The 12,429-nt window shown below is 62.2% G+C and carries 10 protein-coding genes; 4 read left to right on the top strand and 6 right to left on the bottom strand.

The window, feature by feature from the left end; all coding sequences use genetic code 11:
* Nucleotides 1-20: 20 nt before the first annotated feature.
* The 6 genes from LAD35_RS06315 to LAD35_RS06290 form a co-directional block, all read right to left on the bottom strand.
* On the bottom strand, nucleotides 21-1,814 hold the full coding sequence (locus tag LAD35_RS06315; protein WP_224151857.1) for an acyl-CoA dehydrogenase: 1,794 nt from the start codon (nucleotides 1,812-1,814) through the stop codon (nucleotides 21-23).
* A gap of 82 nt (nucleotides 1,815-1,896) precedes the next feature.
* Complete coding sequence (locus LAD35_RS06310; protein ID WP_224151856.1) at nucleotides 1,897-2,829, bottom strand: electron transfer flavoprotein subunit alpha/FixB family protein; 933 nt, start codon at nucleotides 2,827-2,829, stop codon at nucleotides 1,897-1,899.
* 172 nt (nucleotides 2,830-3,001) lie between these two features.
* On the bottom strand, nucleotides 3,002-3,751 hold the full coding sequence (locus LAD35_RS06305; protein ID WP_224150070.1) for an electron transfer flavoprotein subunit beta/FixA family protein: 750 nt from the start codon (nucleotides 3,749-3,751) through the stop codon (nucleotides 3,002-3,004).
* Nucleotides 3,752-3,951: 200 nt separating this feature from the next.
* Nucleotides 3,952-5,223, bottom strand: a complete 1,272-nt coding sequence (locus LAD35_RS06300) for a mechanosensitive ion channel family protein (RefSeq protein WP_224151855.1) — start codon at nucleotides 5,221-5,223, stop codon at nucleotides 3,952-3,954.
* Between the two features lie 116 nt (nucleotides 5,224-5,339).
* A complete protein-coding gene (locus LAD35_RS06295; protein WP_224151854.1) occupies nucleotides 5,340-6,125 on the bottom strand; it encodes an enoyl-CoA hydratase in 786 nt (261 codons plus the stop codon).
* A gap of 12 nt (nucleotides 6,126-6,137) precedes the next feature.
* Entirely contained in the window at nucleotides 6,138-7,091 is a 954-nt protein-coding gene (locus LAD35_RS06290; protein WP_224151853.1) for a histone deacetylase family protein, read from the bottom strand.
* Between the two features lie 43 nt (nucleotides 7,092-7,134).
* Here LAD35_RS06290 and LAD35_RS06285 point away from each other — a divergent pair, with 43 nt between their 5' ends.
* Genes LAD35_RS06285 through mltB form a run of 4 tightly spaced genes read left to right on the top strand, consistent with a single transcriptional unit; the run spans nucleotide 7,135 to nucleotide 12,407 of the window.
* Entirely contained in the window at nucleotides 7,135-8,055 is a 921-nt protein-coding gene (locus LAD35_RS06285) for an AAA family ATPase (RefSeq protein ID WP_224151852.1), read from the top strand.
* Between the two features lie 25 nt (nucleotides 8,056-8,080).
* Nucleotides 8,081-9,082: a DUF58 domain-containing protein gene (locus tag LAD35_RS06280; RefSeq protein WP_224151851.1), complete on the top strand. Its 1,002-nt coding sequence runs from the start codon at nucleotides 8,081-8,083 to the stop codon at nucleotides 9,080-9,082.
* A 9-nt stretch (nucleotides 9,083-9,091) separates the two neighbouring features.
* The gene (locus tag LAD35_RS06275; protein ID WP_224151850.1) at nucleotides 9,092-11,173 is read left to right on the top strand and encodes a transglutaminase family protein; all 2,082 of its coding nucleotides are present in this window, start codon (nucleotides 9,092-9,094) and stop codon (nucleotides 11,171-11,173) included.
* Between the two features lie 7 nt (nucleotides 11,174-11,180).
* Nucleotides 11,181-12,407, top strand: a complete 1,227-nt coding sequence (mltB, locus tag LAD35_RS06270) for a lytic murein transglycosylase B (protein ID WP_224151849.1) — start codon at nucleotides 11,181-11,183, stop codon at nucleotides 12,405-12,407.
* Nucleotides 12,408-12,429 lie beyond the last annotated feature (22 nt).

Raw genomic sequence — 12,429 nt, 5'->3', positions numbered from 1 at the left:
ACTGGCCGCCTGCCCTGACATCAGAAGCTATCGAGCGGCAAGGCCATCACCGATGCGCCGCCATGCAGAATTTCATCACGCAATGCCGAGGTTTTTACCAAAATATGCTCGCCATAGAAACGAGCGGTTGTCACCTTGGCTTCGAGGAAGGCCTTGTCGCCGCTGCCGGCCGTCAGCAGCTCCTGCGCTGCCAGCAAGGCGCGGCCCATCTGCCAACCCGCCACCAGATTGCCCGCCAACATCACATACGGCACGCTGCCGGCAAACACGTCGTTGGGGGCCGATTTGCTGGTGCTGACGACAAAATCCACCACATCCAAAAACGCCTTGCGGGCTTTTTCCAGATTGATGGCCAGTGACCTTGCACCCTCGGTACCGCTGGCAATGAGTGCCTTCTCGGTCGCCTCGATCTGGCTGGCTATGCCCTTGGCCACTTGCCCGCCATCGCGCGCCGTCTTGCGGCCCACCAGGTCATTGGCCTGAATGGCAGTGGTGCCTTCGTAGATGGTCAGGATCTTCGAATCCCGGTAGTACTGGGCTGCCCCGGTTTCCTCGATGAAACCCATGCCGCCATGCACCTGCACGCCCAGGCTGGTCACCTCCTGGCTCATTTCGGTGCTGTAACCCTTGATCAGCGGCACCAGAAATTCATAAAACGCCTGATTGACCTTGCGGACCTCTGCGTCGGGGTGCTGGTGCGCAGCATCAAATGATGCGGCTCCCGTCAGCGCCATCGCGCGGCAAGCTTCGGTGTAGGCGCGCATGGTCATCAACATGCGGCGGATATCCGGGTGGTGAATGATGGTGGCGCTACCCGCCACGCTGCCGTCCACCGGGCGGCTCTGCACACGCTCCTTGGCGTAGGCCACTGCATGCTGGTAGGCGCGCTCGGCAATGGCCACGCCCTCCATACCCACGGCGTAACGCGCAGCGTTCATCATGATGAACATGTATTCGAGGCCACGGTTCTCCTCGCCCACCAGGTAACCCACCGCACCGCCGTTGTCACCATACTGCAGCACGCAGGTGGGCGATGCCTTGATGCCCAGCTTGTGCTCGATGCTGACGCAGTGCACATCGTTGCGCGCCCCGAGTGATCCGTCACCATTCACCAGGAACTTGGGGCAGACAAACAGGCTGATGCCCTTGACCCCTTCGGGCGCCCCTGCCACACGGGCCAGCACCAGGTGCACGATGTTCTCTGCCATATCGTGCTCGCCGTAGGTGATGAAGATCTTGGTGCCAAAGAGCTTGTAGCTGCCATCGGCCTCCTTGTCGGCACGTGTGCGCACCAGGGCCAGATCGGAGCCAGCCTGTGGCTCGGTCAGGTTCATCGTTCCCGTCCACTGGCCGGAAACCAGCTTTTCGAGATAGGTGTTCTTGAGCGCATCACTACCCGCAGTCAGCAGGGCTTCGATGGCGCCATCGGTCAGCAACGGGCACAGGGCAAAGCTCATGTTGGCACTGTTGAGCATTTCGACACAGGCCGCGCCAATTGTCTTGGGCAAGCCCTGGCCACCCGCATCCACGGGGTGCTGCAAGCCCTGCCAGCCACCCTCCACATACTGCTTGAAGGCATCCTTGAAGCCGGGGGTTGTGGTGACCGTGCCGTCCTTCCAGGTGGAGGGATGCAAATCCCCTGGCACGTTGAGTGGTGCCACCACTTCTTCATTGAAGCGCGCGCACTCTTCCAGCACAGCCTGAGCGGTATCCAGGCCGGCATCCTCAAAGCCCGGAATCTGCGCCACCCGGTCGATCCTTGCCAGATGTTCGATCGCAAACAGCATGTCTTTTACGGGCGCCTTGTAGCTCATTGTCTTGTCTCCAACCATCAAATCAATCGCGTATCGCTCAAAGAAAAAGGCACCACGCAGGATGCCTTTTGTATGCGCTCTTTTACAGCTTACCCACCATCTCGGGCACGGCCTCGAACAGATCGGCCACCAGGCCATAGTCGGCCACGCTGAAGATCGGCGCCTCCTCGTCCTTGTTGATCGCCACGATCACCTTGGAGTCCTTCATGCCCGCCAGGTGCTGGATCGCTCCCGAGATGCCCGCTGCAATGTACAGCTGCGGCGCCACGATCTTGCCCGTCTGGCCCACCTGCAGGTCGTTGGGCGCGTAGCCCGCATCCACCGCCGCGCGGCTCGCGCCAATGGCCGCGCCCAGTTTGTCGGCCAGCGGGGTGATGACTTCGTTGAACTTTTCCGCACTGCCCAGCGCCCGCCCGCCCGAGACGATGATTTTGGCAGCCGTGAGTTCGGGCCGGTCGTTTTTGGTGACTTCGCGGCCTGCGAAGGCGCTTTTGCTGCTGCCCTCGACAGCGGCCACGGTTTCGACGGCTGCCGTGCCGCCGGTGGCTGCTGCTGCATCAAAGCCGGTGGTGCGCACGGTGATGACTTTCTTGCCGTCGGTGCTTTGCACGGTGGCTATGGCGTTGCCCGCGTAGATGGGGCGCTCGAAGGTGTCGGGGCCGTCTACCTTGGTGATGTCGCTGATCTGGGCGACGTCGAGCTTGGCCGCTACGCGGGGAGCCACGTTCTTGCCGCCTGCCGTGGCGGGAAAGAGGATGTGGCTGTAGTTGCCTGCAATGGCGAGCACTTGCGCTGCCACGTTTTCGGCCAGGCCGTCCTTGAGCGATGCGCCTTCAGCGAGGATGACTTTGGCAACGCCTGCGATCTGGGTTGCGGCCTGGGCTGCAGCGGCTGCGCCTTCACCCGCCACGAGGATGTGGACGTCGGCTCCGCAGGCCTTGGCGGCCGTGACGGTGTTGAGGGTGGCGGGTTTGATGCTGTGGTTGTCGTGTTCTGCAATAACGAGAGCGGTCATGTCTATCGTCCTTCAATTCAATGTGTCGGTATCGTTTGCGGCCTTCAAAACTGGCGGTCCCGTGCGGCGGGACGACTAGCAAGGGCCGCCCCGCAGCCGGGGCTGCCCCAGCGTGGTCGTCGTCCCCCTGGGGGGAAGGCGCCGCAGGCGACTCAGGGGGGATGGGTGAAGCTTAGATGACTTTGGCTTCGTTCTTGAGTTTGTCGATCAGGGCCGAGACGTCAGCGACTTTGACGCCTGCGCCGCGCTTGGCAGGCTCTGCCACTTTGAGGGTTTTGATGCGAGGGGTCACATCCACGCCCAGCTCTTCGGGCTTGACGGTGTCGAGCTGCTTTTTCTTGGCCTTCATGATGTTGGGCAAGGTGACGTAGCGCGGCTCGTTCAGACGCAGGTCGGTGGTGATGACCGCTGGCGTTGTCAGTTGCAGGGTTTCGAGGCCGCCGTCGACTTCACGGGTGACGCTTACCTTGTCGCCCGCGACTTCGACCTTGGAGGCGAAGGTGGCCTGGGGGAGGTCTGCCAGCGCTGCGAGCATCTGGCCGGTCTGGTTGCAGTCGTCGTCGATGGCTTGTTTGCCGCAGATGATGAGGCCGGGTTGCTCTTTGTCGACCAGGGCTTTGAGGAGCTTGGCAACGGCCAGGGGCTGGAGCTCTTCGGTGGTCTCGACCAGGATGCCGCGATCGGCGCCGATGGCCATGGCCGTGCGCAGGGTTTCCTGGCATTGGGCCACGCCGCAGGAAACGGCGATGATTTCGGTGACGACGCCTTTTTCCTTGAGGCGCACGGCCTCTTCCACCGCGATTTCGTCAAACGGGTTCATGCTCATCTTGACGTTGGCAATGTCCACTCCCGTGCCGTCGCTTTTGACGCGCACTTTCACGTTGTAGTCCACCACGCGCTTGACGGGTACAAGTACTTTCATAAACCTCGACTCCTGAGTTATTTGAAATGGGTCTGCGCCAGTTGGCTTGCTGCTTGCATCCCCCTGACAACGGGAATGGCTGAAGCGATCATCGCACAAATTAGCACGATCGTGCTTTTTCATACCCAATCGGCAACGTCGCCTTGATTATCTGCGCATCACTGCGCACTGCCCCATTTTCCGCACAAGTTGGCAGTGCATCAGCCTTGCGCGGCAGGTATTGCACCGCCCGCATTGTTCTGAATATGCAAAATCCGTTGCGGGAACGGAATGTCGATCTGCGCGGCGCGCAGTCCTTCCAGGATCGCGACATTGACCGCCGACCGGATATTGGCCTGTCCATTGACCGGGTCGTTGATGTAGTAGCTGAGGCTGAATTCCAGCCCATCGGCGGCAAAATTGACCAGGTAGGCCACAGGTGCCGGCGTTTTGAGCACCCGCGTCTGCGCGAGAGCTGCCTCCTGCAGGATCTGCTGAACCTGGGCCACATTGCAGTCTGCCGCGACCACGATATTGCTGGTCAGGTTGAATTTCTGGTCGGCAGCGGTAAGGTTTTCCACCCGCTGGGTGATCAGGGTTTCATTGGGCACGATGGATTCGCGCCCGTTGCCGGCACGTATCACGGTGTAGCGGGTACGGATGTCGGTGATTCGGCCTTCAAAGCCATCCACTCGAACGTTGTCGCCAATGCGCAGGGCCCGCTCGATCAGCACCAGAAAGCCGCTGACATAGTTGGAGGCGATCTTCTGCATGCCAAAACCTAGGCCGACGCCCAAGGCACCGCCCAACACGGACAAGGCCGTCAGATCCACCCCTACCAGCGACAGTGCCACCAAAAGCCCCACGGTGATCAGCACCATTCGCGTCAAATTGACGGCCATCTTGCGCATCGACAGATCGCTGACCATGTCATCAATCACCCGCTGCTCGAATGTGGCCGAAATCCACAGCACCACAATCATCACGATGCCGACCGACAAAACACCCTGCAGCAGCTCCAGAATGGAGATCGAGGTTTTTCCAAACGCAAAGCGGATCGAATCAAGCTCACCCGTCACAGCTGGCAGCACGCCCAGAATGCCCAGCACGGCGACACCCCAGGCCAGCCAGGAGAAGATGCGCTCAATGAGCCTTACCACGGTGGAGTGTGGAAAGGTTTTGGCCAGTACGCGTGCCACCAGGCGGATGACTGCCAGCGACAGCAGAATCTGCGCACCCAGACGCAGCAGGAACACGGGCTGGTAGTGCTCCACCACCATACGGGCCCCGGCGGTGAACAAGAGGGCTAGCAGTGGAAACAGGGCACCACCCCAGGCTGAAGTGCCAAACCATACGGATGGCCCGCCATCGTAGCGGCGATACAAGGCGCGTGCCAACAAGCCAGCGAGCACCAGACAAGCCAGCAATACTCCCAGCTCCAGCAAGGTGCTGGCCTGGCGAAAATCGTGAATCAGTTTCTCAAAGATATCCATAGACCATTCCATGACCACCCGGTAGTCATTCCATTCCCTAGAAAAGATTGACGCCAAAACACAAAGGCGGCATATGCCGTGCACATGCCGCCTTTGCCATCCATTACCGGGCTTTTTCAGCCCTGCGGCCAGACCGGCTTGCGCTTTTGGGCAAAGGCCTGCGCGCCCTCTTGTGCATCCGCATCCATCATATTCGTTGCCATGCACTGGCTGGCCGTCTGGTAGGCAGCCTCCAGGCCCAATTCGCGCTGCTGGTAGACCAGGGCCTTGCCCATACTGACGGCAACACGCGGTTTGCTCACGATTGCAGCAACCAGCTGCTCCACCTCGGCATCGAGCTGGTCTTCGCTGGCAACCCGGTTGACCAGCCCTTGCACCAGCGCGTCCTGCGCGCTGATGAAATCGCCCGTCAGCAGCATCTCCATTGCCCGTTTGATGGGTACGTTGCGCACCAGCGGCACACTGGGCGTGGCGCAGAACAGTCCGTAGTGGATGCCACTGGTGGCAAAACTGGCGTCGCTGCTGGCCACTGCCAGATCGCACTGCGCAACCAGTTGGCAACCGGCTGCCGTAGCCATGCCCTGCACCCGTGCAATCACCGGAACCGGCAGTTTTTGAATGGCCAGCATGACCTTGGTACAGCGGTTGAACAGATCCTGGTACCAGGCGCGATCCGGGTGCGCAGCCATGTCCTTGAGGTTGTGGCCCGCGCAAAACGCGCGGCCATTGGCGGCCAGCACCACGGCACGCACGGTTTCGTCCTTGCCAATGGTCACAAGGGCCGCCTGCAGTGCGGCGAGCATTTTGTCCCCCAGTGCATTGAAGCGTGCGGGGTCATTCAGCGTCAGGGTCACAACGCCCCGCGCATCGCGGGTTTGCAGAAGAACAGCAGAATCCGTCATCAGAGCTTCACCTCACAAATCAGCCAGAACACGGATGTGGGCCTCCACGCTGGCCGCCAGCGGCGCCATCATGTAGCCTCCTTCCAGGCAGGAGACGATCCGCCCCTTGCTGAAACGCCGCGCCACATCCTTGATGCGGTGCGTGATCCAGGCATAGTCAGCCTCGACCATGCCCAACTGGCCCATGTCGTCCTCCCGGTGGGCATCAAAGCCGGCACTGACAAAGATCATCTCGGGCTTGAACGCTTCCAGCCGCGGCATCCAGTAGGTCTCCACAATCTCGCGGATGTCCATGCCCTTGGTATAGGCAGGTACCGGCACGTTCAGCATGTTGCCAGCCGGGTCCTTGTCGCCACTGAATGGGTAGAACGGATGCTGAAAGATGCCGCACATCAGGATGTGCGGATCGCCCGCGCAGATGTCTTCGGTGCCGTTGCCGTGGTGCACGTCGAAATCCACGATCGCCACGCGCTGCAGCTGGTGGCGCATCAGCGCGTACTTGGCTGCCAGTGCCACATTGTTGAAAAAGCAAAATCCCATGGCCTGTTTGCGCGTGGCATGGTGGCCGGGTGGGCGCACCGCGCAGAAGGCATTTTCCATCTCGCCGCCAATCACGGCATCGGTAGCGGCCAATGCAGCCCCGGCAGCGCGCAATGCGGCGTTCCAGGTATGCGCGTTGACGGAGGTGTCGGTATCCAGCATCAAGGTGGCCGGACCGCCCACGGCCTGGTTGTCGGCGGCCATCTCCGACAGACCCCGGATCGCGGCGATGTGCAAGCGATCGTGGCCCAGTTCCAGGTCGGAAACCATGGCCTTGGGCGCGTCGCGCCGCTCCAACGCATCGCCCACGCCCGTCATCAAAAGCCGGTCTTCAATGGCATCGAGTCGCTGCGGACACTCTGGATGGCCCGCGCCCATATCGTGCATCCAGCAATCGCGATGTGTGAAATAACCTGTCTTAGACACCGCTTTCGTCTCCTTGATTGTTTTTGTCGTATATCGTTATGGCATGCAAACGCAGCACACCATACAAAAATTATTGGCTCAGCTTAACACGGTGATTGTGGGGAAACCGGCTCAGGTTCAGGATTGTCTGACCTGTTTGCTGGCGGGAGGTCACCTGCTGATCGAAGACGTACCCGGCGTGGGCAAGACCACGCTGTCGCACGCTCTGGCGCGCACATTGGGCCTGCAGTTCTCGCGCGTGCAGTTCACCGCCGATCTGATGCCCAGCGACTTGACGGGCGTGTCGGTGTACGAACGCGAACAGCAGAATTTCGTCTTCCACCCGGGCCCCGTGTTCACCCAGGTCTTGCTGGCCGACGAGATCAACCGCGCCAGCCCCAAGACGCAAAGCGCCCTGCTCGAAGCCATGGAGGAAAAGCAGGTCACCGTCGAAGGCGCCACGCGTGCGCTGCCGCAGCCGTTCTTTGTCATCGCCACACAGAACCCGCTGGAGCAGTTGGGTACCTACGCCCTGCCCGAGAGCCAGCTCGATCGCTTTCTGATGCGCATCTCGCTCGGCTACCCCGACCAGGCGGCCGAGTTCCAGCTGCTGGCCGGCCAGGGGCACCGCGACATCGCCAACCAGCTGCCCGCCCTGACCTCTGCCGTCGAGTTGAAATTCCTGCAGCAGGAAGTGAGCAGTGTGCGCGCCAGTGATGCGCTGATTCACTATGTGCAGGCACTGATTGCGGCCACACGCTCGGGGCGGTGGTTTGTGCAGGGCCTGTCGCCACGCGCGGGCATCGGTCTCATCCGCGCCGCCAAGGCACAGGCTCTGATCCATGGCCGCGACTATGTCGCCCCCGATGATGTGCAGGCCATTCTGCCGCAGACCACGGCGCACCGCCTGGTGCCGGTGAGCAGCGCAGGCCGCAGCGCAGTCGAGCAGGTGCGCGCCATGATGGACAGCGTACCGCTGCAATAAGGTGAGCACTCTGCGCTTTACAGACATGCGCCAAAGCCCATTTTGGCCCAAACAATGGCGCCAGCGCATGCGCCTGTGGTGGCTGGGCAAACTGGCCCATAGCAGCGTCCACACCATCACGCGGCGCAATCTGTACCTGCTGCCCACCCGTGCGGGTTGCATGCTGGGCCTGACCTTGCTGGTGCTGCTGGTGGCCAGCATCAACTTTCAGCTCAATCTGGGCTTTCTGCTGACCTTCATGCTGACTGGAGCGGCCCTGGTCTCCATTGGCATCGGCTACCGCAACCTGCTGGGCCTGCAATTGTCATTGCATGCGCCGCAGACACAGTTTGCCGGACAGGCGCTGCGCGTAGAGCTGCGCATCGACAACCCCAACCGCCGCGCGCGCTACGCCCTGGGCGTGCGGCACTACCAGGACGACAAATACAGCATGGCAGACGTCGGCGCTCAGGCCAGCGCCACCGTGCAGCTCGCCGCACTGGCACAGCAGCGCGGATGGCAACCTTTGCCAGCGGTAGTGGTGGAGACCCGCTTTCCGCTGGGCGTGTTCCGGATGTGGACCGTGTTCCGCAGCAGTGAAAACGCCCTGATCTACCCCAGCCCCGAGGCCCACCCGCCGCCATTACCACTGGGCGCAGCCGATGCAGGCATGGGCAGCAGTTCCAGCCTGCGTGCAGCGAGTGGCGAATTCGATGGCGTGCGCGGCTACCGGCGCGGTGACCCCTTGAAACTGGTGGTGTGGAAGAAGGCAGCCAGCGCCATGGCAACCGAGATGGGCACTGGCAGCAGCCATTTTGTGGTGCGCGACAACCAGCACCAGGCCCAGCAGGACCTGTGGCTGGACGCCAGCCGCTGCGGCCTTGCCGAACGCGAGGCGCAGCTCTCGCGCCTCACAGCCTGGGTGCTTGCAGCAGACCAGCAGGGTTTGCGCTACGGTTTGCGTATACAGACTGGTCGCGGAGAGATAACCCCGGACACCGGCGCAGAGCACCGCCTGGCCTGCCTGCGGGCACTGGCGCTGGCTTGAGGGAAGCACATGGCACACAACCTGTCCCCTCCGTCCGCTGCAATGCGCTCCACATGGCCCAGTCTGCCGCGCGAAGCGCGCGATACCGTGTTTCTGCTCGTCGTCGTGGCCTGGGTGCTGCTGCCACTTGCGGCATCCCTGCCCATCTGGGCGACGGCACTTGCGTACACCCTGCTGTTGTGGCGCGGTGTGCTTGCAGTGCGCCAAAAGCCGCTGCCCGGACGCTGGGTGCTGGTGGCGCTGCTGGCTTGTGTGGTGGGTGCCACGGTTGCCAGCTACAAAACCATCGTTGGTTCGGAAGCCGGTGTCACCCTCATCAGCATGCTGCTGGCACTCAAGACCATGGAGATGCGCGCCCGGCGTGATGCCATGGTGGTGTTCTTTCTCGGCTTTTTTGCGCTGCTGGCCAATTTTCTGCATTCGCAATCGCTGCTCACCGCCCTGGCCATCGCGATTGGCCTGGTGGGCCTGCTGACCGCCTTGGTCAATGCACACATGCCGGTGGGCCAGCCTTCGCTCAAATACGCGGCAGGCCTGTCGCTGAAGATGATCGCCATCGGCGCGCCACTGACACTGGCTCTGTTCGTGCTTTTTCCGCGCATGGCTCCGCTATGGGGCGTGCCCAACCCGAATGCCGGGAAAACAGGGCTCTCCGATGAAATGACGGTCGGCAACATGGCATCACTGGCGCAAGACGAAGGCATCGCGTTTCGCGTCAGGTTCGATACCCCTGGCAACCAGCCGCCACCCTCCAACCAGCTCTACTGGCGCGGCCCGGTATTGGCTGATTTCGATGGCACCACCTGGCGCGCCACTCCCAGCTTTCGCGCAACCGACGACAAGCTGTTTGACGACATCGTCACCACCGGCGAGCCACTGCGCTACGAACTGACACTGGAGCCACACCAAAAACCCTGGCTGCTGGCACTGGATCTGACCCGCACCCCGCCTGTACTGCCCCGTGGCCGTGCCTACAGCACCGGCGATCTGCAATGGCTCAGCAACCGGCCGATTGCCGAAGTCACCCGCATCGCCATGCAAAGCCATACCAGCTACCGTTTCGGCATGCAGGCTGGCAACCGGGAGCTGTCCTTCAATCGACGCCTGCCCGCAACCAGCAATCCGCGCACCCGTGCCTGGGTGCAGCAGCTGGTGGCAGACATCGGCGACGCACCCAACCGAGACCAGCAACTGGTACAGCGCCTGCTGGCCCAATTGCGCACTGGCGGCTACACCTACACGCTCGATCCCGGCATCTACAACGGCCAGGCGGCCGACCTGTTCTGGTTTGACCGCAAAGAGGGCTTTTGCGAGCACATCTCCGCCGCCTTTGTGGTGGCCCTGCGCAGCGCAGGCGTGCCAGCGCGCATCGTGACCGGCTACCAGGGTGGCGAGCGCAACAGCGTGGATGGTTACTGGACCGTGCGCCAGGCCGATGCGCACGCCTGGGCAGAAGTCTGGCTCGGTGAGCAGGAAGGCTGGGTGCGCGTGGACCCCACCGGCGCCGTCAGCCCCGGGCGCGTGGGTGCCGCGCAACGCCTCAACATCAGCAATTTCATGGGCATCAGCGTGAACAGCCCCACCGCCATCAGCGGCCTGCAGCGCATGCGCGCCGTTTGGGAAGCCGTCAACAACAGCTGGAACCAATGGGTGTTGAACTACACCCAGCGCGAGCAGATGGATCTGCTCGGCAGCCTCGGCCTGCAAAGTCCGAACTGGATGGATCTGGTGCGCATCCTGGGCGTGCTGGTAATGGCCAGCGCCCTGATTGCAGCCGCCGCGCTGCAATACCAGCGCCGCCACACCGATCCCTGGCTGGCACTGATCGCGCAGGTGCGCAAACGCCTGGCCAAGGCCGGTATCGCCAGCAGCGACAGCAGTACACCACGCAACCTGGCAAACGCCATTCGCCACCGGATACCGGATTCTCCCGAAGCCCGCGCCTTTGCCAAATGGTTGCAGGCCATGGAGCAGCTGCGCTATGCCACGCCAGCAGGCAAGGCTGCACCACAGCACTCCCTCGCCGCCTTGCGCAAACAGTTACGACAATTGCCCTGGTCCAGCCTGGCAACGCAAGCCAACAAGGTATAAAGCCCCCATGCACCGCATTCTCCAAAGTACGATTGTTCTCATAGCCGCCACCGCTTGCCTGACAAGCGCCCATGCACAGAAATCCTCCAAGAAAGCACGTGACAGCGAAGCCAGCGCTTCGGCACAGAGCTACGCCAGCCGTCCGGAAGCCGATGCCTTTGTGCGCGAAGTTGCTTCCCGCCGCCATATCGACGAAGCATGGCTGCGCGCCAGCCTGAGCCAGGCGCGCTTCAACCCTACGGTGCAGCGCCTGATGACCCCGCGCACGGGCCCTGCAGGCGTGAAAAACTGGCGTGCCTACCGCAGCCGCTTTGTCGAACCCATCCGCATCCGCGCCGGTCTGCGCTTCTGGAACGAAAACGAGGCCACCCTGGCGCGCGCCGAGCAAACCTATGGCGTGCCTGCCGAATACATCGTCGGCATCATTGGCGTGGAAACCATCTACGGCCAGCAGATGGGCAATTTCAGTGTGGTCGATGCACTGGCCACCCTGGCATTCGACTACCCTGCGAGCCACCCGCGCGCAGCAGACCGCGCCCAGTACTTTCGCGGCGAGCTGGAGCAATTTCTGACCACGGCTTATCTGAACAACGCCAACCCGTTCGACACCGTAGGCAGCTACGCAGGCGCCATGGGCATGCCGCAGTTCATGCCCACCAGCTGGTCCAATTTCGCCGTCGATTTCGATGGCGACGGCAAGATTAACCTGTTCACCAGCAAGGCCGACGCCATCGGCTCGGTGGCCAACTACTTTGTCGCCCATGGCTGGCAGCGCGGCATGCCGGCCTACTACGACATGCAGCTGCGCAGCACACCGGCGCAGCTGGCCACCTTGCTTGAACCCGACATCAAGCCCAGCTTCAGCGCCGCCGACATGGCCGCCAACGGCGTTCAAGTGGCGCCACCCGGCAACAGCCATAGCGGTCTGCTGGCTCTGATCGAGTTGAAAAATGGCGACGGAGAGACGCAGTACGTGGCCGGAACGCAGAACTTCTACACCATCACGCGCTACAACCTCTCGAGCTTCTACGCGATGTCGGTGATCGAGCTGGGCCAGGCCATCAAGCGCGCGCGCACTGGTACGCCAGCCCTGCCCGATACCGACAGCGAGGTACAGGAACCCAGCAGCGAGAGCACCAACTCACCGGCTGCCGAAGCCGCTGCCAAGGCCTATCTGCGCAACAAGGCGCGCCAGCAGCGCACGCCCGACCCCGCCAACTTCAGCACGCCGTAACGCGCGCAATATGGCCGCTATC

The organism is Comamonas odontotermitis, assembly GCF_020080045.1.
GTDB classification, from domain to species: Bacteria; Pseudomonadota; Gammaproteobacteria; order Burkholderiales; family Burkholderiaceae_C; genus Comamonas; species Comamonas odontotermitis.
This window is presented reverse-complemented; position numbering and strand designations above follow the sequence as displayed.